At 68.2% G+C, this 20,623-nt stretch carries 18 protein-coding genes; 11 read left to right on the top strand and 7 right to left on the bottom strand.

Annotated elements, in window-relative coordinates:
- Both ACOMG5_RS08655 and ACOMG5_RS08650 read left to right on the top strand, forming a co-directional pair.
- Entirely contained in the window at positions 1-3,135 is a 3,135-nt protein-coding gene (locus ACOMG5_RS08655; RefSeq protein WP_420343396.1) for a DNA translocase FtsK 4TM domain-containing protein, read from the top strand.
- Between the two features lie 62 nt (positions 3,136-3,197).
- A complete protein-coding gene (locus tag ACOMG5_RS08650; protein WP_420343395.1) occupies positions 3,198-3,794 on the top strand; it encodes a LolA family protein in 597 nt (198 codons plus the stop codon).
- Here ACOMG5_RS08650 and ACOMG5_RS08645 read toward each other — a convergent pair.
- Positions 3,791-4,369 (bottom strand): lytic transglycosylase, encoded by a 579-nt coding sequence (locus ACOMG5_RS08645; RefSeq protein ID WP_420343394.1) that lies wholly within the window; start codon positions 4,367-4,369, stop codon positions 3,791-3,793. The two genes, ACOMG5_RS08650 and ACOMG5_RS08645, sit on opposite strands and share 4 nt — an antisense overlap.
- Before the next feature lie 186 nt (positions 4,370-4,555).
- Between ACOMG5_RS08645 and hspQ the strand changes: the two genes are divergently transcribed.
- The 6 genes from hspQ to ACOMG5_RS08615 all read left to right on the top strand — a co-directional run bounded on the left by hspQ (position 4,556) and on the right by ACOMG5_RS08615 (position 11,048).
- Positions 4,556-4,882, top strand: a complete 327-nt coding sequence (gene hspQ / locus ACOMG5_RS08640; RefSeq protein ID WP_420343393.1) for a heat shock protein HspQ — start codon at positions 4,556-4,558, stop codon at positions 4,880-4,882.
- Between the two features lie 297 nt (positions 4,883-5,179).
- The gene (locus ACOMG5_RS08635; protein ID WP_420343392.1) at positions 5,180-5,677 is read left to right on the top strand and encodes a hypothetical protein; all 498 of its coding nucleotides are present in this window, start codon (positions 5,180-5,182) and stop codon (positions 5,675-5,677) included.
- Positions 5,678-5,750: 73 nt separating this feature from the next.
- A complete protein-coding gene (locus tag ACOMG5_RS08630; RefSeq protein WP_420343391.1) occupies positions 5,751-7,535 on the top strand; it encodes an ABC transporter transmembrane domain-containing protein in 1,785 nt (594 codons plus the stop codon).
- An 82-nt stretch (positions 7,536-7,617) separates the two neighbouring features.
- Entirely contained in the window at positions 7,618-8,061 is a 444-nt protein-coding gene (gene lysM / locus ACOMG5_RS08625; protein WP_420343390.1) for a peptidoglycan-binding protein LysM, read from the top strand.
- A 123-nt stretch (positions 8,062-8,184) separates the two neighbouring features.
- Complete coding sequence (locus ACOMG5_RS08620) at positions 8,185-10,065, top strand: acyl-CoA synthetase (RefSeq protein WP_420343389.1); 1,881 nt, start codon at positions 8,185-8,187, stop codon at positions 10,063-10,065.
- A gap of 104 nt (positions 10,066-10,169) precedes the next feature.
- Positions 10,170-11,048 (top strand): class I SAM-dependent DNA methyltransferase, encoded by an 879-nt coding sequence (locus ACOMG5_RS08615; protein ID WP_420343388.1) that lies wholly within the window; start codon positions 10,170-10,172, stop codon positions 11,046-11,048.
- On the opposite strand, the gene ACOMG5_RS08610 is transcribed toward ACOMG5_RS08615, so the two are convergent.
- From ACOMG5_RS08610 to ACOMG5_RS08585, 6 genes are all read right to left on the bottom strand, one after another.
- Complete coding sequence (locus tag ACOMG5_RS08610) at positions 11,045-11,461, bottom strand: hypothetical protein (protein ID WP_420343387.1); 417 nt, start codon at positions 11,459-11,461, stop codon at positions 11,045-11,047. The genes ACOMG5_RS08615 and ACOMG5_RS08610 overlap by 4 nt on opposite strands.
- Positions 11,462-11,509: 48 nt before the next feature.
- Positions 11,510-13,165 carry an energy-dependent translational throttle protein EttA gene (gene ettA / locus ACOMG5_RS08605; protein ID WP_420343386.1) on the bottom strand — a complete coding sequence of 552 codons (1,656 nt, stop codon included), beginning with the start codon at positions 13,163-13,165 and terminating at the stop codon, positions 11,510-11,512.
- Between the two features lie 80 nt (positions 13,166-13,245).
- On the bottom strand, positions 13,246-13,632 hold the full coding sequence (locus ACOMG5_RS08600; protein WP_420343385.1) for an SH3 domain-containing protein: 387 nt from the start codon (positions 13,630-13,632) through the stop codon (positions 13,246-13,248).
- Between the two features lie 54 nt (positions 13,633-13,686).
- Positions 13,687-15,081 carry a 30S ribosomal protein S12 methylthiotransferase RimO gene (rimO, locus tag ACOMG5_RS08595; RefSeq protein WP_420343384.1) on the bottom strand — a complete coding sequence of 465 codons (1,395 nt, stop codon included), beginning with the start codon at positions 15,079-15,081 and terminating at the stop codon, positions 13,687-13,689.
- An 84-nt stretch (positions 15,082-15,165) separates the two neighbouring features.
- On the bottom strand, positions 15,166-15,807 hold the full coding sequence (locus ACOMG5_RS08590) for a GcrA family cell cycle regulator (RefSeq protein ID WP_420343383.1): 642 nt from the start codon (positions 15,805-15,807) through the stop codon (positions 15,166-15,168).
- Positions 15,808-15,941: 134 nt separating this feature from the next.
- Positions 15,942-18,122: a primosomal protein N' gene (locus tag ACOMG5_RS08585; protein WP_420343382.1), complete on the bottom strand. Its 2,181-nt coding sequence runs from the start codon at positions 18,120-18,122 to the stop codon at positions 15,942-15,944.
- Between the two features lie 68 nt (positions 18,123-18,190).
- On the opposite strand from ACOMG5_RS08585, the gene fsa reads away from it, so the two are divergent.
- The 3 genes from fsa to ACOMG5_RS08570 all read left to right on the top strand — a co-directional run bounded on the left by fsa (position 18,191) and on the right by ACOMG5_RS08570 (position 20,589).
- Positions 18,191-18,844 (top strand): fructose-6-phosphate aldolase, encoded by a 654-nt coding sequence (gene fsa, locus ACOMG5_RS08580; RefSeq protein ID WP_420343381.1) that lies wholly within the window; start codon positions 18,191-18,193, stop codon positions 18,842-18,844.
- A 117-nt stretch (positions 18,845-18,961) separates the two neighbouring features.
- Entirely contained in the window at positions 18,962-19,672 is a 711-nt protein-coding gene (locus ACOMG5_RS08575) for a DUF484 family protein (protein WP_420343380.1), read from the top strand.
- Positions 19,654-20,589 carry a tyrosine recombinase XerC gene (locus ACOMG5_RS08570; protein ID WP_420343379.1) on the top strand — a complete coding sequence of 312 codons (936 nt, stop codon included), beginning with the start codon at positions 19,654-19,656 and terminating at the stop codon, positions 20,587-20,589. The genes ACOMG5_RS08575 and ACOMG5_RS08570 overlap by 19 nt, the downstream gene beginning before the upstream one ends.
- Positions 20,590-20,623: the final 34 nt, after the last annotated feature.

Below are 20,623 nucleotides of genomic sequence, written 5' to 3'. Positions count from 1 at the left end.
ATGGCTTCGTATCAGGCACGGCAACGCGATCCGCTTCTGGACCAGAACACGCAGGCGGCGCTGGAGCGGCGCTTCCGCGAACTGGTGGGCATGGCGCTTGTGGCGGTGGGCGTTCTGGTGGTGATGCTGCTGGGCAGCTATTCGCCCAACGATCCGAGCTGGATGGCCGTGTCGGACGCGCCGGTCGATAACTGGCTCGGCCGGATCGGGGCGGGCATCGCCTCGCCGCTCTTCGTCATCATCGGGCGCGGGGCCTGGCTGCTTCCGGCGGGGCTGATCGTCTGGGGGCTGCGCTGCATCCTGCACCGGGGCGAGGAGCGCGCGATGCAGCGGCTGGTGTTCTTCCCGATCGGGGTCGCGGTTGCCGCCGTCTATGCGGCGCTGCTGGTGCCGGGCGAGGGCTGGGGCCAGGCCTTCGGCCTCGGGGGCCATTTCGGCGATATGATCGCGGGCTCGCTTCTGGGCATGTCGCCGGTGTCGGGCTCGTTCGGGCTGAAGCTGATGTCGGTGATCCTCGCGGTCGGGACGATCGCGATCAGCCTTTTCGTGCTGGGCTTCACCAAGCTCGAGCTGCAGGTGATCGCGCGGTTCCTGATGCTGGGCTCGCTGGCCACCTATGATGCGCTGATGCGCGCGGCCGGGAAGGGGGCGCAGGCCTCGGTTCTCGCGGCGCAGAATCTGGCCGAACGGCGCCGCCAGCGCCAGTATGACGCCGCGCAGCGCGCCGCCGATCTGGCCGAATGGGAGGCGCAGCAGGCCTGGAGCAACGGGCAGGACTATTACCAGCCGGCGCCGAAGCCGGGCCTGATGTCGCGCATCCGCCGCGCGGTGGAGCCGCAATACGACGCGCAGGCCTATGCCCCGCAGCAGGACTATTACGAGCCCGAGATGCAGGCCGCGCCCGAGGAGCGGATCAAGGCCCGGATCGCGCGCGCCGTGCAGACCCGCGCGCCCGCGCCCATGGTCCATGCCGATGCCGACTGGGACGATGCGCCGCTGACCGAGCCCGACTGGCAGGAGCCCGCGCCCGTGCGCGCGCAACCCCGGGCCGAGCCGCCGCGCGCGGCCCCGCGCCAGGAACTGCGCGCGATGCCGCGGATGGAACCGGCGCCCGAGCCCGAACCCGCAAGCACGCCCGCCTCGGTGCTGGCGGCGGTGGCGAAGCGGCTTGCGCGCAGCGCGAAGCCGCAGCCCGCGCCGCCGGTGAAGCGCGCCGAGCCGCCGCTGCAGGCACGCCCGCGCTTCATGCCCGGCGCCGCGCCCGCCCCGATGGCAGAGGCGCCGATGGCCGAGGTGCCTGAAATGATGCCCGCCGCGCAGTATGCGCTGCAGGAGCCCGATTATCGGGAGCCGGAATATCCGCAGGCGGAGGAGAATGCCTGGGCCGCGGACGAGGACGATTTCGACCGCAACGCTTTCGCCCGGCTCGATGATGAAATCCCGGCGCTGCCCTCCGCCCTGGCGGGGGAGGGGGGCAAGGCGCCGCGGATCTTGCTGAACCGGCAGGTGATCCCGCCCGCGCCGGAGCGCCGCGTGGTGGCGCCTTCGAAGAAGGCCCCGCCGCCGTCGCGTCAGGCCATGGCCGAGGCGCAGCCGGCGCTGGCCTTCGAGGCGCCGAAGCATCCCGCCTATGAGGTGCCGCCGCTCAGCCTGCTGACCAACCCGACCACGATCCAGCGCCACTCGCTTTCGGACGAGGCGCTGGAGGAAAACGCGCGGATGCTGGAGAACGTGCTCGACGACTACGGGGTGAAGGGCGAGATCGTCTCGGTCCGGCCCGGGCCGGTGGTGACGATGTACGAGCTGGAGCCCGCGCCGGGGCTGAAGGCCTCGCGCGTGATCGGCCTTGCCGATGACATCGCGCGCTCGATGTCGGCGCTGTCGGCGCGGGTATCCACGGTGCCGGGGCGCTCGGTGATCGGGATCGAGCTGCCGAATGCGCATCGCGAAAAGGTGGTGCTGCGCGAGATCCTCTCGGCGCGCGATTTCGGCGACAGCAACATGCGGCTGCCGCTGGCTCTGGGCAAGGATATCGGCGGCGAGCCGGTGATTGCGAACCTCGCGAAGATGCCGCACCTCCTCATCGCGGGGACGACGGGCTCGGGCAAGTCGGTCGCGATCAACACCATGATCCTGTCGCTGCTCTACAAGCTCAGCCCCGAGGAATGCCGCCTGATCATGATCGACCCGAAGATGCTGGAACTCAGCGTCTATGACGGGATCCCGCATCTGCTCAGCCCGGTGGTGACCGACCCGAAGAAGGCCGTCGTCGCGCTGAAATGGGTCGTGGGCGAGATGGAGGAGCGCTACCGCCGCATGTCGAAGATGGGCGTGCGCAACATCGAGGGCTACAACGGCCGCGTGCGCGAGGCGATGGACAAGGGCGAAATGTTCAAGCGCACCGTCCAGACCGGCTTCGACGAGGACACCGGCGAGCCGGTGTTCGAGACCGAGGAATTCCAGCCGCAGCCCTTCCCCTATATCGTCGTCATCGTCGATGAAATGGCGGATCTGATGATGGTCGCGGGCAAGGAGATCGAAGCCTGCATTCAGCGCCTGGCGCAGATGGCGCGGGCGAGCGGCATCCACCTGATCATGGCGACGCAACGCCCCTCCGTGGACGTGATCACCGGCACGATCAAGGCGAACTTCCCGACCCGGATCTCCTTCCAGGTGACCTCGAAGATCGACAGCCGCACCATTCTGGGCGAGCAGGGGGCGGAGCAGCTCCTCGGCATGGGCGACATGCTCTATATGGGCACGGGCAGCCGCATCACCCGGATCCACGGGCCCTTCGTTTCGGATGAGGAGGTCGAGGAGATCGTCACCCATCTGAAGAGCTTCGGGCCGCCCGAATACATGTCGGGCGTGGTCGACGGGCCGGATGAGGAAGTGGCCAGCGATATCGACCAGGTGCTCGGCCTCGGCGGCAATACCGAGGGCGAGGATGCGCTCTATGATCAGGCGGTCGCGATCGTGATCAAGGACCGGAAATGCTCCACCTCCTATATCCAGCGCAAGCTGGGCATCGGCTACAACAAGGCCGCGCGGCTGGTGGAGCAGATGGAGGAGCAGGGCGTGGTCAGCTCCGCGAACCATGTCGGCAAGCGCGAGATCCTGGTCCCGGAACAGTAAGTTGAAGAAGCCCCGCATCCTGCGGGGCTTTTGCTTTGCGCCGGGCGCGCTATGTTGGCGCCATGACCCTGCTTCGATTTGCCCTCGCCCCCGTCTTCGCCGCGATGCTCGCGCTGCCTGCCTTCGCGCAGGCGATCCCCCTGGCCGAGATCTCGCGCTACCTGAACAGCATCGGCACAGCGCAGGCCGATTTCACCCAGGTGAATGCCGATGGCTCCATGGCCACCGGCAAGATCTATATCAAGCGGCCCGGGCGGGTGCGGTTCGAATACAGCAGCGACAAGTCGCTGGTGCTGGCCTCCACCGGATCTGTCGCGATCTTCGATCCGAAATCCAATCAGCCGCCGACGCAATATCCGCTGTCGCGCACGCCGCTGAGCCTGATCCTGGCCGATAACATCGACCTGAGCCGGGCGCGGATGGTCACCGGGCAGACATCGGACGGCAAGACCACCACGGTGATCGCGCAGGACCCGGACCACCCCGATTACGGCACCATCGCCTTGGTCTTCACGCCGAACCCGACGCAGCTGCGGCAATGGGTGATCACCGATGGCGCGGGCAAGAAGACGGTGGTGATTCTGGGCGACATGACGACGGGAATGGACTTCCCGGACCGCATGTTCAGCATCGACGTGGAAACCCGCGCCCGGCGCTAGCGGCGGCAGCCCGCGAGCTGGGTGCCATACATGTCGGCGCGGCGCTGCACGCGGTCGGCGGTCGCGAGCAGCCAGCCCTTGGAATTGTGGCTGCCGTTGACGAAGCCCTGCCGCCCCTCGTGATAGGCGAGGTACTGGCTGCGCGCATCGTATTTGGAGATGCCGAGCGCGCGGGTCGAGCCATCCATGTACCAGCCCATGAAATCGGCGGCATCCTGGAATTTGGCGCGGTTGGCGCTGCGCCGGCCGGTGGAGGACTGATAGTCGCGCCAGGTCGAATCGATGGCCTGGCTGTAGCCATAAGCCGAGCTCTGCCGCCCGAGCGGGATGATCCCGAGGGCGAAGCGATGCGGGGTCTTGGCGGTGCCGATGAATTTCGATTCCTGATGGAACGTCGCCATCTGCACGTTCACCGGCACGCCCCAGCGGGATTCCGTACGCTTCATCGCGGCGAAATACTGCGGCTTCTCGCGCGCGAGCAGGCAGGCATTATCGAGATTTTTCGGCGCCTTGCTGGTGCCGCCACCACAGGAGGCGACCATCAGCAGGATGGCCAGCTTCAGAAACTTGTTCATGACTGCACTGCTCGTTTGTCTCTTTTTTCAGCGAGCTTAAGCGAAATCGCAGGAAGGTGAAATGACATTCCGATGAGCGCCAGGCGCGACAATCCCGCCACGCGGCGGCCTGCGCCCGGGGCGGCGCTGCTTCCGCTGTTTACGAGCGGCCCCCGGAGGTTTAGGGAAGCGGCAGGATTCGGACCCATGCAGACCACGCACGCGAAGTATCATATCGGACAGATCGTCAGGCACCGGAAACATCCGTTCCGGGGCGTGATCTTTGACGTGGATGCGCGGTTCTCGAATACGGATGAGTGGTACGAGTCCATTCCCGAGGAAAACCGCCCGGACCGGGACCAGCCCTTCTACCACCTGCTGGCCGAGAACGACGAGAGCTACTACGTCGCCTATGTCTCCGAGCAGAACCTCGTCGCGGACGATACCGGCGAGCCGGTGGAGCATCCGGACCTTCCAGAGCTGTTCGGGGATTTTCAGAACGGCCGCTATCCGCTCCATTTCCAGATGAACTGAGCGCCGCGCCGGGGCCTTGGCGTCGGGAGCGTGCGCTTTGGCCCGGAGAGGTACCTCCTGATGCGGAGGAGGGCGCCGCGCAGGATGGCCCCGGCAACACGCATCGGACACGAAAGCCGCAGCCGGTCTTGGGCTGGTGAACGGGGGCTGCTGCTGCGCGCGCGCCGGATGCCGCAGGTGCACCGGCTCCCGCCTCCCGAACAGGGCATTCCCAGGGGGCAGGTGGCCCGGATCTTCGGACTCGCTTTCCCGCCCGGGGCTGGCACTATGGACCGGTCCAGTCGGGAGGAGATGGTCATGAGTGCGAAGGATATGTTCACGGAGGAAGAGTGGAAGCGCGTGGTTTCCGCGCCGATGCTGACCGCGATGGCGGTCACCGCGGCGGATCCGGGCGGGCTGTTCAGCGCGTTTCAGGAGAGCGCCGCGGTGGCGAAGGCCATCGCCACCGGGCCGCAGGAAGGTGACGGGCTGATCCCCGAGCTGACCCGCACCTACAAGAGTTTCGGAGACAGCGCCGGGGTGATGGAGACGATCCGCGCGGCTCTGGGCGAGGCGCGGGCGCCCGCCGATGTCGTGGCGGCCAGCGTGACGGAGCTGGCCCGCATCGCCAGCCTGGTGACGGCGAAGCTGCCGGCGGAGGCCCCGGCCTTCACCGCATGGCTGATCGGGGTGGCGCAAAGCGTGGCGGAGGCCGGTAAGGAGGGCGGCTTTCTCGGCTTCGGCGGCACCGCGGTGAGCGCTGCGGAGACGGCGACGCTGGAGCGGCTGCAGGGCGCCCTCACCGGGGCCAGCTGAGCGCCTGCGACCAAACGGAGCTTGCCGCACCGTGCCGTGCAGCCTAAACGGTCGCTAAGCGACAGGAGGACACATGGCACGCAGACCTCAGGCGCCGGTCGATCGGCCGACCTCGAAGCGCATCGGCGCCCTGCGGGGGCTCGCCCCGTTCATCCGGCCCTACCGCTGGACGGCCCTGGCGGCGCTGGCGGCGCTGATGGTGACGGCGGGGATCAGCCTGATCCTGCCGATTGCCGTGCGGCGCGTGGTCGATGGCTTCCAGAAGGGCGGCGGGCTGCTCGACTACTATTTCGAGGCGGCGCTGTTCATCGCGGCGGCGCTCGCTCTGGGCACCGGGGCGCGGTACTGGCTCGTTACGCGCTTTGGCGAGCGCGTGGTGGCCGATATCCGCAAGGCGGTGTTTGACCGGGTGCTCTCGATGTCGCCCGCGTTTTTCGAGCGGATCCTCACCGGCGAGATCATTTCGCGCATCACCACCGATACCACGCTGATCCTCTCGGTGATCGGCTCCTCGGTTTCGGTGGCGCTGCGCAACGCGCTGATCCTGCTTGGCGGCCTGGTGATGCTGATGTTCTCCTCGGCCAAACTCACCGGGCTCGTGCTGCTGCTGGTGCCGGTCGTGGTGATCCCGATCGTGGTCATGGGGCGGCGGCTGCGCGGGCTGAGCCGCGAGAACCAGGACTGGATCGCGGCCTCCTCGGGGGCGGCCTCCGAGGCGCTCCTTTCGGCGCAGACGGTGCAGGCCTTCACCCATGAAGCCCTGACCCGGCAGCGCTTCTCCGACGTCACGGAGAAAAGCTTCGATGCGGCGCAAAAGCGCATCAGCACGCGCGCGATCATGACCATGGTGGTGATCTTCCTCGCCTTCGCCGGGGTGATCGGGGTGCTGTGGGTCGGCGCGCGCGATGTGCGCGAGGGCGCGATGACGGTGGGCGAGCTGGTGCAGTTCGTCATCTATGCGGTGATGGTGGCGGGCTCCGTCGGCGCGCTCTCCGAGATCTGGGGCGAGATCCAGCGCGCGGCCGGGGCGACGGAGCGTCTGGTCGAGCTGCTCTCGACCGAGGATGCGATCCGCGATCCCGCGCATCCGCTGGCCCTGCCGATGCCCGCGAAGGGCGAGATCCGCTTCGAGAACGTGAGCTTCCACTACCCGACGCGGCCCGACGTCTCGGCGCTGCAGGGCGTGGATCTGGTGATCGCGCCGGGTGAGACGGTGGCGCTGGTGGGCCCCTCCGGCGCGGGCAAGACCACGGTGATCCAGCTGATCCAGCGGTTCTGGGACCCGGAGACGGGCGCGGTGCGGATCGACGGGCACGACCTGCGCAGCCTTGCGCGCAGCGATTTCCGCCGCGCGATTGCGCTGGTGCCGCAAGACCCGGTGATCTTTGCCGCGACCGCGCGCGAGAACATCCGCTTTGGCCGCCCGGAGGCGAGCGATGCCGATGTGGAGGCGGGCGCGCGCGCGGCCCATGCGCATGAGTTCCTGAGCGCGCTGCCCGAGGGCTACGAGACCTATGTGGGCGAGCGCGGCGTGATGCTCTCGGGCGGGCAGAAACAGCGCATCGCCATCGCCCGGGCGATCCTGCGTGACGCGCCGATCCTGCTGCTCGATGAGGCGACATCGGCGCTGGACGCGGCTTCGGAGCGCGCGGTGCAGGCCGCGGTGGAGCAGCTCGCCGTGGGGCGCACCACGGTGATCGTCGCGCACCGGCTCGCGACGGTGAAGCGCGCGGACCGGATCGTGGTCTTCGAGGAGGGCCGCATCGTCGCGCAAGGCACGCATGACGAGCTGGTGGCGCAGGGCGGGCTCTATGCGCAGCTGGCAAGGCTGCAGTTCACCGACGGCGGCGCCGCCTGAGCGATTTTCCTATCGCGGCGGCGGCTTCTGCGGCATTCTGGCCGCGTGGCGCGCGCAATGGCGCCCGGTGAAGGAGGATGAGATGGGTCTGTGGAGTTTCGTGAAGGATGCGGGCAAATCCCTGTTCGGCTCGAAGGCGGAGGCTGCCGAGGCGCCGAAGGAGGAGGCGCTGAAGGCGGAGCTGAAAACGCTCGGGCTGGATGCGCAGGGGATCGGGCTCAAGGTCGAGGGCGACAAGGTGGTGGTCTCGGGCAAGGCCGTGGATGCCGCGACCAAGGAAAAGATCATCCTCGCGGTCGGCAATGTCGATGGCGTCGCAGCCGTCGAGACCGATCATGACGAAGATACGGCCGAAGCCGTGTTCCATACCGTGGTCAAGGGCGACACGCTTTCGGCCATCGCGAAGAAATACCTAGGTAATGCGAACCGCTACCCGGAAATTTTCGAGGCGAACAAGCCGATGCTGACCCATCCGGACAAGATCTACCCCGGGCAGATGCTGCGGATCCCGGGCGGCAAAGCCTGAGCGCTGCCCGGACGTCACCCGTTTCTGACGTGACGTTCGGGTCAACCCCGGCTTGCCCCGGCTGGGCGAAGCACGCATTCTGCCCGGGCGTGCCGTAGGAGGACGGCGCGCGGGGAGGACAATATGCCTAATATATTCGCGACCGTGGCCGATCGCGACAGGATCGAGCGTGAAATGCCCTGGGAGCTGCGCGACCGGGCCGTCACAATTTATGAGTTCATCAGCCGCGCGAAGGCCCGCCACGGCGCCCGCCCGGCGCTGTCGTTTCAGCTGACTTCGGGCCCGACGGATCCTGCGGAGACGCTGAGCTGGGCGGAGCTGCATGGCCAGGTGACGCAGGTCGCGAACCTGCTGCGCGAGATGGGGGTAGGGGAGCGCGATACCGTGGCCTACCTGCTGCCCAATTGCCTGGAGACGGCGGCCGTGCTCCTCGGGGGGGCGGTCGCGGGGATCGTGAACCCGATCAACCCGCTTCTGGAGCCCGAGCAGATTGCGGCGATCCTGCGCGAGACGCGGGCGAAGGTGCTGGTGACGCTGAAGGCCTTCCCGCGCAGCGATGTGGCGCAGAAGGCGGCGGAGGCAGTGCGGGCCGCGCCGGGCGTGCAGGCGGTGCTGGAGGTGGATCTGAACCGCTACCTGCCGCCGCCCAGGCGCTGGATCGTGCCCTTTCTGCGGCCGAAGGTGCCCACGCGCCACCATGCGCATGTGCTGGATTTCCACCGTGCCTGCGCCGCCCAGCCGGCCGACAGGCTGACCTTCGCCGACAGCACCGGCGACCGGGTCGCGGCCTATTTTCATACCGGCGGCACCACCGGCATGCCCAAGGTCGCGCAGCACAAATATTCGGGGATGATCTACAACGGCTGGCTCGGCGGCACGCTGCTGTTCACCGAGAGCGATGTGCTGATCTGCCCGCTGCCTCTGTTTCATGTCTTCGCGGCCTATCCGATCCTGATGTCGGCGATCCAGTCCGGCGCGCATGTGGTGATGCCGACGCCCGCGGGCTACCGCGGCGAGGGGGTGTTCGACAATTTCTGGAAACTGGTGGCGCGCTGGAAGGTGAGCTTCCTGATCACCGTGCCCACGGCGCTGGCGGCGCTGATGCAGCGGCCGGTGGATGCCGATATCTCCTCGCTGCGCACGGCGATTTCGGGCTCGGCGCCGCTGCCGCTGGAGCTTTACAACCGGTTCAAGGAGGCGACGGGGGTCGGTATCTGCGAAGGCTATGGCCTGACGGAAGCCACCTGCCTCGTGGCCGTGAATCCGCCCGGGGGCGTGAAGAAGATCGGCTCCGTCGGCCTGCCGCTGCCTTATACCCACGTGCGGATCCTGCGCCGGGTGGAGGGGGCCTTCCTCGAATGCGGCGTGGATGAGGTGGGCGAGATCTGTATTGCCAATCCCGGTGTGTTCGAGGGCTCGACCTATACCGAGCCCGACAAGAACCACGACCTGTTCGCCGAGGGGCGGTTCCTGCGCACGGGCGATCTCGGGCGGCTGGATGCGGATGGCTATCTATGGATCACCGGGCGGGCGAAGGACCTGATCATTCGGGGCGGGCACAACATCGACCCGGCCGAGATCGAGGAGGCGCTGCTGCACCATCCGGCGGTGGCCTTCGCGGGCGCGATCGGCCAGCCCGACGCGTTCGCGGGCGAGCTGCCCTGCGCCTATGTGGAGCTGGTGAAGGATGCGCGGGTCGATCCGGCGGAGCTGATGGCCTTCGCGGCCGAGCATATCCATGAACGCGCCGCGATCCCGAAGGTGATCGAGATCCTGCCTGAGCTGCCCAAGACCGCTGTGGGCAAAGTGTTCAAGCCCGATCTGCGCAAGCTGGCGATCCGCCGGGTGCTGGATGCGGCGCTGGCGGGGGTCGGGGGGCGGGTCGTCTCCGTGCGCGAGGACCGCAAGCGCGGGCTGGTGGCGGCCGTTCAGGGCGCCGACGAGGCCGGGCTGCGCGAGATCCTCGGCCAGTTTACCGTCGCCTGGGAGCGCGTCAGCCCTTGACGAAAGCCCGGCGCCGCTGCACATGCGGCGCAGCTTTTCCCAGGATCCGAATGCGCGAACCCTAGCCCTGCCTCCAGCCCCGTTCCCGGACATCTGGAGGCCCCATGACACCCCTGAAATTCTCTTCCGGCGACCTCATCGCCGACAGGCGCGCGGATTATGCCGAGGGCCTGCTGGCGGTGGGCGATGCCACTGCCGCGGCAGATCTCTATGCGCAGGCGCTGGAGATTGCGCCGGGCTGGGCCGCGGGCTGGTACCGGCTGGGCGAGATCCGCGCCGATCATGCCCTGCCGGGCGCGGCGGAGGCGCTGCGCGCGGCGCTGCGGCTGGATCCGGCCGATACGATGGGGGCGGCGCTGCGGCTGGGCCTGCTGGGCGCGGGCACGGCGGAGATGCCTTCTGCCTTCGTCGAGGCGCTGTTCGACCAATACGCGGGCCATTTCGACCATGCGCTGGTCGAAACGCTGGACTACCGCGCGCCGCAGCTGCTGCGGGCGGAGCTGCAGGGCCACTGGCCACGGGCGCTGGATCTGGGTTGCGGCACCGGGCTGATGGGGGCGGAGCTGCGCCCGCTGGTGGCGCGGCTGGAGGGCTGGGACATTTCGGCCGAAATGCTGCGTGAGGCGGAGGCGAAGGGTCTCTATGACCTGCTCGAAAAGCGCGACCTCTCGGACCTGCCGGAGCCCGGCGCAGGATGGGACCTGATCACGGCCGCGGATGTGTTCGCCTACCTCGGCGGGCTGGAGGCGATCATCGGCTGGGTCGGGCGGGCGCTGGCGGCAGGGGGCAGCTTTGCCTTCACCACCGAGGCGCATGACGGCCCCGGCTTCACGCTGCGCGAGAGCCGCCGCTATGCGCATTCGGAGGCCTATCTGCGGGGCCTGTTGCACGGCGCGGGCTTCACCGCCCGCTTCAGCCGGGCGCCGCTGCGGATGGACCGGGGCGCGCCGATCGAAGGCTTCGTGGTGGTGGCGCAGCGCTAGCCGATCAGCCCGGTGATCAGCACCAGCTCGATGAAGAAGCACACGAGCCCCAATGCATAGAGCACCTGCGCGAGGGTGCTGATGGAGCCAAAGCCACGCGGCATGTTCGCATCGGCCAGGCGGCCGCGGCGCTCGATCTCTTCGCACAGCGCGCGGAACCGGCCGATATAGGCATCGAGCCGGTATTCCAGCCCCATGAACACCAGGGTCGCGATCATGCCGGCCACGGGGAGGAGCGCGCCCGCAAGCCAGAGCTGCGGCGGATGCGCCGCGCCGGTGGCCAGCACATAGAAGCCCGCATGCATGGCGAGGCTGAAGCTGAGATAGATCGGAAGGATCGAGAAGCGCAGCAGGCTGTAGTGGCGATAGGCCGCCATATAGTCGCTGAAGGCCGGGTCTGGTCTGTCGCTCATGCGTCCTCCTGCCGCGATGCTGCGCGACATCGCGGCGGGAGGCAAATGTTATCGGCTGAACTTCTTGTATTTCACCCGCTTCGGCTCCAGCGCGTCGGGGCCGAGGCGGCGGGCCTTGTCGGCTTCGTAATCCTCGAAGTTGCCTTCGAAATATTCCACATGGCTGTCGCCCTCGAAGGCCAGGATATGGGTGCAGAGCCGGTCGAGGAAGAAACGGTCGTGCGAGATGATGATCGCGCAGCCCGCGAAATCCTCGATCGCCGCTTCCAGCGCCTGCAGGGTTTCCACGTCGAGGTCGTTGGTCGGTTCGTCGAGCAGCAGCACGTTGCCGCCCGATTTCAGGAGCTTCGCCATGTGCACGCGGTTGCGCTCACCGCCCGACAGCAGGCCCACCTTCTTCTGCTGGTCCGAGCCCTTGAAGTTGAACGCGCCGACATAGCTGCGCGAGTTCACCGTGGCCTCGCCGAGCTGGATCAGCTCCGCCCCGCCCGAGATTTCCTCCCAGACGTTCTTCTCCGGGTCCAGCGCATCGCGCGACTGGTCGACATAGGAGAGCTTCACCGTGTCGCCGATGGTCACGGTGCCGGCGTCGGGCGCTTCCTGCCCGGTGATCATCTTGAACAGCGTCGATTTGCCCGCGCCGTTCGGCCCGATCACGCCGACGATGGCGCCCGGCGGGATCGAGAGCGAGAGGTTCTCGATCAGCTGCTTCTCGCCGTAATGCTTGGAGATGCCTTCGAGCTCGATCACTTTTCCGCCGAGCCGCGGCCCGTTCGGGATGATGATCTGCGCGGTGCCGACCCGTTCCTTCTCGGACTGGTCCGCCATCTTCTCGTAGGCCGCGATCCGGGCCTTGGATTTCGCCTGGCGCGCCTTGGCCCCGGCGCGGATCCATTCGAGCTCCTTCGCCATGACCTTCTGCTTGGCCTTGTCCTCGCGGGCTTCCTGCTCCAGCCGCTTCGCCTTCTGCTCCAGCCAGCTGGAATAGTTGCCCTCGTAGGGGATGCCGCGGCCGCGCTCCAGCTCCAGGATCCAGGAGGTGATGTCGTCGAGGAAGTAGCGGTCGTGGGTCACGCACAGGATCGTGCCCTTGTACTCGATCAGGTGCTTTTGCAGCCAGGCGATGGTTTCGGCATCGAGGTGGTTGGTCGGTTCGTCGAGCAGCAGCATGTCGGGAGCTTCAAGCAGCAGCTTGCACAGCGCCACCCGGCGCCGTTCGCCGCCCGAGAGCGTTTCCACATCGGCATCGTCGGGCGGGCAGCGCAGGGCCTCCAGCGCGATATCGACCTGGCTGTCGAGGTCCCACAGGTTCTCGGCGTCGATCTCGTCTTGCAGGCGGGCCATTTCCTCGGCGGTCTCGTCAGAGTAGTTCATGGCGAGTTCGTTGTAGCGGTCGAGCTTGCCCTGCTTTTCGGCGACGCCGAGCATCACGTTGCCGCGCACATCGAGTGCCGGGTCCAGATAGGGCTCCTGCGACAGATAGCCGACCTTGGCGCCCTTGGCGGCCCAGGCCTCGCCCTGAAAGTCCTTGTCGATGCCCGCCATGATGCGCAGCAGCGTCGATTTACCGGCGCCGTTCACGCCGACGACGCCGATCTTCACACCGGGCAGGAAGTTCAGGCGGATGTTTTCGAAACACTTCTTGCCGCCCGGATAGGTCTTCGACACCCCATCCATGTGGTAGACATACTGATACGAGGCCATCGGGGCACCTTTCGCGCGAAATTCGGGTTGCCCCCCAGATAGGCGAAAGCGGCGTGCGAGGGAAGGGCTTCGGCGAAATCCTATCCGGCGAGATCGCGCAGCCAGCGCCGGTGCACCCAGCCCTGCGGCGCGCGCGCGGCCGGGATCCGGACCGACCCCTGACAATAGCTGTCGGCGCCGGAGCCATAGAGCACCCCGAACCAGTCCCCCTTCACGGCCAGCACATAGACGACATCGCCATTGTGCAATTCGTCGATCTTGCGGAAATTCGCGCCCGGCCCGGTGCGGACGGCCAGGAACCCGTCGCCTCCTGCCTTCAGGCCGGCGACGGTGCTGGAGCTGTAATCCGCAGCCTGGCCATCGCCGCAAAAGCCGCGGATGGGCACGTCGAGCGGCTCGGCGGCGGCGGCAAAGGGCAGGAGGGTGACGACGCCCGCGACAGCGGACAGGGCAAATCTACGCAACATGGCAGCTCACTGTGGCTTGGGGGCAATCGCCACAGCCTGCCATGAAACTGCGCGTCAGGACAGCCTGCCCCAGAGGTCGTATTCGGAGGCTTCCTCCACCGTCACCGTCACCATGTCGCCGGGGTTCAGGCCCTCGAAGTCCTCGTCGATGAACAGATTGCCGTCGATTTCGGGCGCATCGGCGCGGGTGCGGCAGGTGGCGCCTTCGTCATCCACCGCATCCACGATCACCTGCTGCAGCGTGCCGACCTTGGCCTCCAGCTTCGCCGCCGAAATCTCCTGCGCCTTTTCCATGAAGCGGTCCCAGCGGTCCTGTTTCACATCGTCGGGCACATGATCGGGCAGCGCGTTCGAGCGCGCACCCGCCACGTTCTCATACTGGAAGCAGCCGACGCGATCGAGCTGCGCCTCCTCCAGCCAGTCCAGCAGATACTGGAACTCCGCCTCCGTCTCGCCGGGGTAGCCGACGATGAAGGTGGAGCGCAGCACGATCTCCGGGCAGGCCGCGCGCCAGGCCGCGATTTCATCGAGCGTTCTGGCCGAAGCCGCGGGCCGGGCCATGCGTTTTAGCACATCCGGGTGGGCGTGCTGGAACGGGATGTCCAGATAGGGCAGCACCAGCCCCTCGGCCATCAGCGGCACCAGCTCGCGCACATGCGGGTAGGGATAGACGTAATGCAGCCGCACCCAGGCGCCCGCGCCCTGCGCGAGCTTGCCCATTTCGCGGGTCAGATCGGTGATGTGGCTGCGCACCTCGCCGCCCTTCCAGGGATTCAGATCGTATTTGCGATCGAGTCCATAGGCGGAGGTATCCTGCGAGATCACCAAGAGCTCGCGCACCCCCGCATCGAGCAGCTTCTCCGCCTCGCGCAGCACCGCATGCGCCGGGCGCGAGACCAGCTTGCCGCGCATGTCGGGGATGATGCAGAACTTGCAGGCGTGGTTGCAGCCCTCGGAAATCTTCAGGTAGCTGAAGTGCCGTGGCGTCAGCTTCACGCCGGTGGCGGGCAGCAGATCGACGAACGGATCGGGCGCGGGCGGCACCGCGCCATGCACCGCATCCAGAACCTGTTCGTATTGCTGCGGGCCGGTCACCGCCAGCACCTTCGGATGCGCCCCGGTGATGAATTCGGGCTCGGCGCCGAGGCAGCCGGTCACGATCACCTTGCCGTTTTCCTTCAGTGCCTCGCCGATCGCTTCCAGGCTCTCGGCCTTGGCGCTGTCGAGGAAGCCGCAGGTGTTCACGATCACCGCCTCGGCGCCCTTGTAATCCGGGCTGATCGCATAGCCCTCGGCGCGCAGGCGCGTCAGGATCCGCTCGCTGTCCACCAGTGCCTTGGGGCAGCCGAGGCTGACCATCCCGATCGTCGGCTGGCCGGGGCGGGGGGCGGCGTCGAACCGCGGCAGCGGCGCGAGGTCGGGGCGCAGGTTCGGGGGGTTCTGGCTCATCGGGCGGGCTTTCGGCGGGCGGGTGGCGGGAATGCGAAGGCGGGCCCTGCGGCCCGCCCGGTCGTCGTTGCTGTGCTGCGGGCCTCAGCGGCGCCGGTCGCGCCGCGCGCTCATCGGCTGGAAGGCGACCGAGACATGGGCCTCGCAATAGGGCTTGCCGGCCTGGCTCGGCAGGCCGCAGAAGTAGAAATGATCCGTCGCCGGGTCGCCGATCGGCCATTTGCAGGTGCGCTCGGTCAGCTCCATCAGGCCGATCTTGCGCGAGCGTTTCTCCACCTCGCGCACCGAGGCGAGCGTTTCCGGGCTGATTTCGTTCAGCGAGGGCTGCGGCGGCAGCGGCTGGCCCGCAGGCACGATCGGCTTGCGCATCATCGGCGTCACGTTGGTCTCGGGGCGGGCGGCCGCAGGCGCGGGCTGCGGCGCCGGGCGCACGGGCGCGGGCTCCGGCCGGGCGGCGGCGGTGGGCTGCGGCGCCGGGCGCACCACTTCGGGCTCCGGGGTCACATCCTCGATCACCGGCTTCGCGGCGGCCGCAGGCGCATGCGGGGCGGCCGGCGCCGGGGCCGCGGGCGCGCCCTCGATCCGGTTCGACAGGCCGAGCCGGTGCACCTTGCCGATCACGGCATTGCGCGTCACACCACCCAGCTCCTTGGCGATCTGGCTGGCGGACTGACCCTCTGTCCACATCTTCTTCAGAAGCTCGACGCGTTCATCGGTCCAGGACATCGGCACCCTTTCGTCATGCAGGTCGGGGCGGGCAACGGCGCGATGGCGGGCGGCCCCGGGGGAGGTTCTTCCCATTCTAGTGGGGACGTGACGAGATACAAGCGCCGCCCCGGGATTTCAAGGCCTGCGCGCGCTCAGAGGAAGCTTTGCGGGTCGATGTCGATCGCGAGGCGCACGGAATTGGGCAGTTTGACCCGCCGGACCCAGGCGCGGATGGCAGGCTGCAGGGGTGCGGCCTTGTCGGCCTTGATCAGCAGCCGCACCCGATGGCGGCCGCGCACGCGCGCAATCGGGGCCGGGGCAGGGCCAAAGAGCTGCGCCCCCACCTTCGCCAGCGGCTGCGCGCGCCGGGCGAGCTCGTTGCCAATCTCGAACAGCGGCGCGACCTCCGGGCCCGACAGGATGATCCCCGCCATCCGGCCGAAGGGCGGCACGCCCGCCGCGCGGCGGGCCTCGGCCTCGGCGCGCCAGAAGGCCTCCTCGTCGCCGCCCAGAATGGCGCGGATCACCGGATGCTCGGGCTGGAAGGTCTGCAGCAGCGCCACCCCGGGCCGCTCCGCCCGGCCCGCCCGGCCCGCCACCTGGCGCATCAGCTGGAAGGTGCGCTCCGCCGCGCGCAGGTCGGACCCTTGCAGGCCCAGATCGGCGTCGATCACGCCGACCAGCGTCAGGCGCGGGAAATTGTGCCCCTTGGCCACGATCTGCGTGCCGATGATGATGTCGGCGCCGCCCCCGGCGATATCGACGATGGCCTCCTTCAGCGCCCGCGCCGAGCCGAACAGATCGGAGGACAGCACCGAGACCCGCGCGCCCGGAAACCGCTCCTTCACCTCTTCGGCCAGCCGCTCCACCCCCGGGCCGACGGGGGCGAGCTTGCCCTCCACCCCGCAGGCGGGGCAAACGGTGGGAATGGGCTTCGTCTCGCCGCACTGGTGGCAGACGAGGCGGTTCTGGAACCGGTGCTCCACCATCCGCGCGTCGCAATGGTCGCAGCCGATCTGATGGCCGCAGGCGCGGCAGATCGTCACCGGGGCATAGCCGCGCCGGTTCAGAAACAGCATCGCCTGTTCGCCCGCCATCAGCCGCCCCTGCACCGCGCCCACCAGCGTGGGCGAGATCCAGTGCACCGGCTCGATCCGCTCCTCGCGCATGTCGATCGCGCGCATCTCGGGCAGGTCGGAGACCCCGAACCGGGCCTTCAGCTCCAGCCGCGCATATTTGCCGCTTTCAGCGTTCACCCAGGTTTCGAGGCTCGGTGTGGCCGAGGCCAGCACCACCTGCGCCGCGCAGAAGGAGGCGCGCAGCACCGCCATGTCGCGGGCGTTGTAGATCACGCCCTCCTCCTGCTTGTAGGAGCTGTCGTGTTCCTCATCGACGACGATCAGCCCGAGGTCGCGGAACGGCAGGAACAGCGCCGAGCGCGCCCCGATCACCATCTGCGCGCCGCCCTCGGCCACCATTTTCCACAGCCGGCGGCGCTCGGACTGGGTCGCGCCCGAATGCCATTCGCCGGGGCGCGCGCCGAAGCGGGCCTCCACGCGGGCGAGGAATTCCGTCGTCAGCGCGATTTCGGGCAAGAGCACCAGCGCCTGCCGCCCGCGGCGCAGGCATTCGGCGACCGCCTCCAGATAGACCTCGGTCTTGCCCGAGCCCGTCACCCCCTTCAGCAGCGTGACCCCGAAGCCTTCGCCCGCGCGCAGCGCCGCCGCCGCCGCCGCCTGATCGTCCGAGAGCGCCTTGCCGGGGCGATCGGGGTCCAGCCGCGGGAAGGGCAGGTCGCGCGGCTCCTCCAGCTCCAGCACGGCGCCGGCCTTCACCAGCCCCTTCACCACCTGCGGCGTCACCCCGGCCATCTCGGCCAGCTCGCCCAGATAGAGCCCGTCCTGCCCCTGCAGCACCTCCAGCACCTTCTCGCGCGCTTCCGTCATACGGCCCGGGTCGCGCCCGGCCAGGCGGTAGACCTTGCGCGCGCCCGGCGCATCGAACAGCCCCGGCGTGCGGGTCGCAAGGCGCAGCATTGCGGGCAGCGAGGTCATCGTATAAGCGCCCATCCGCAGCAGGAACTGCTGCAGTTCCTCGCGCATCGGCGGTACATCGAGCACGCGGGCAACCGTGCGCAGCCTGCCCGCATCGAAGCTGCCATCGCCCGGGCCCCAGACCACGCCCAGCACCCGGCGCGGGCCCAGAGGCACCTCGACGAAGGCGCCGGCCGCGCAGCCGCCCTCGGGCGCGAGGTAATCCAGCGGCCGCCCGATCGGCTTCGCCGTCAGCACCGCGATACGCCCGCCTGCCGGATACCAGCCCTGCTCAGCCATGGATCCGCCCTAGGCACCCGGTGCGGTTTGCGCTATCAGCGGGGCAAGATCCATTCAGGAGGCTGACCATGAAATTCTTCGTCGATACCGCCGATGTCGCCGCGATCAAGGAACTCAATGACCTTGGCATGGTGGATGGCGTCACCACCAACCCGTCGCTGATCCTGAAATCGGGCCGCGACATTGTGGAAGTCACCAAGGAGATCTGTGACATGGTCTCCGGGCCGGTCTCGGCCGAGGTCGTCGCGACCGAAGCCAAGGACATGATCGCCGAAGGTCTGAAGCTGGCCAAGATCGCCCCCAATATCGCGATCAAGGTGCCGCTGACCTGGGCCGGGCTGACCGCCTGCAAGGCTTTCGCATCCGAGGGCCATATGGTCAATGTCACGCTGTGCTTCTCGGCCGCGCAGGCGATCCTGGCCGCGAAGGCGGGGGCCGCGTTCATCAGCCCGTTCATCGGGCGGCTCGATGACATCAACCTCGACGGGATCCAGCTGATCGAAGACATCCGCACGATCTACGACAATTACGATTTCCGCACCGAAATCCTCGCCGCCTCGATCCGCACCGTCAACCACATCACCGATGTGGCCCGGATCGGCGCCGACGTGATCACCGCGCCGCCCTCGGTCATCAAGGCGATGGCGAACCATGTGCTCACCGACAAGGGGCTCGACCAGTTCCTGAAGGACTGGGCCAAGACCGGCCAGAAGATCGTCTGACATGATTGTGGCCCGCGGGCGACCCCGCGGGCCATAAATCCGCGCAATTCGAAATATCCATGCAAAATTTACCGGATCTGTGTCAGCCTCGGCAAAAATCCCGGTGAGGCAGACACAATGAACGACATGGGACTGGCAGAGCAGATGCGCGAGAAGATCATGGCGGACCCCGAGGTGATCCTCGGCGACCATGATCTGATGCGGGCCCTGATTACTGCGACGCAAAAGGCGATGGGCGAGAATGTGATCGACCTGCGCGGCGTCGCGATGGAGCGGCTGGAGCGCCGGCTGGACCGCCTCGAAGATACCCACCGCACCGTGATCGCCGCCGCCTATGAAAACCTGGCCGGCACGAACCAGATCCACCGCGCGATCCTGCGAATGCTCGAGGCGCTGGATTTCGAGAGCTTCATGCGGCTGCTCTCGGCCGATATCGCCGATATCCTGCGCGTCGATTCGGTGCGCCTCGTGCTGGAAACGAAGCAGGGCACGCGCGATGCGGCGCTCGCGCGGCTGGGGGATGCGCTGGTCGTGGCCGGGCCCGGCTTCGTCACCGAATACATGCGCGGCGCGCATGGGCGCCCGGCGCGCCCGGTGGTGCTGCGCCGCACCCATGCCGATTCCGTGGCCGTGTTCGGCCCTGCGGCGGACTGGATCCGGTCGGAGGCGCTGATGCGGCTCGACCTCGGCGAGGGGCGGCTGCCCGGGATGCTGGTGCTGGGCGCCGAGGATGCGGATCAGTTCCGGCCTTCGCAGGGGACAGATCTCCTTGGCTTCTTCGCCGGGGCGTTCGAGCGGACGATGCGGCGGTGGCTGGCGCTGGCCTGACGGGCGTATCGCCCGCGGTGGGCGATGCGCTCCTGCGCTGGTGCGACCATCTGCGCGCGCTGGAGGGCGTTTCCGAGCATACGCTCACCGCCTACCGGAGCGACGTCGCGGGCTTTCTGGGTTTCCAGCACCAGCATCTGGGCGACAGCCTCGGGCTTTCGCGTCTGGCGCAGGTGGCGCCCGCCGATATGCGCGCCTGGATGGCCCATGAGCGGGGCAGGGGCCTTGGAGCCCGGTCGCTGGCGCGGGCGCTGTCATCGGTCAAAGCCTTCTTCCGCTGGCTCGCGGATCGCGAAGGGTTCGATGCGACCCATGTGCTCGCGACCCGTGCGCCGAAATTCGAGCGTAAGCTGCCACGCCCCCTGAGCGAGGAGGGGGCGCAGCAGGTGATCGCCCAGGTCGACCTGCAGGCGATGGAACCCTGGATCGCGGCGCGGGATGCGGCTGTGGTCACGCTGATGTATGCCTGCGGGCTGCGGATTTCGGAGGCGCTCGGCCTTACCGGCGCCGATCTGCCGCTGCCGGAATCGCTGCGCATCCGCGGCAAGGGCGGCAAGGAGCGTATGGTGCCGGTGCTGCCCGTGGCGCGCGAGGCGGTGGCCGAATATGTACGGCTCTGCCCCTGGGCGCCGGAGCCCGCGGCGGCGCTGTTTCGCGGCGCGCGCGGCGGCGCGCTCAATGGGCGGCTGGTCGCGCTGGCGATGGAGCGCGCGCGCAGCGCGCTCGGCCTGCCCGCGACGGCGACGCCGCATGCGCTGCGCCACAGCTTCGCGACTCATCTGCTCGCGGCCGGGGGCGATCTGCGGGCGATTCAGGAGCTTCTGGGCCATGCCAGCCTGTCGACCACACAGATCTATACCGCCGTCGACAGCGCCCGCCTGATGGAGGTCTACAACGCCGCCCATCCCCGCGCCTGAACGGCGCCGCGCCTTGCGCCCCCGCGCGCTTTGG

It is taken from the genome of Paenirhodobacter sp., assembly GCF_041916475.1.
Taxonomy (GTDB): Bacteria; Pseudomonadota; Alphaproteobacteria; order Rhodobacterales; family Rhodobacteraceae; genus Rhodobacter.
This window is presented reverse-complemented; position numbering and strand designations above follow the sequence as displayed.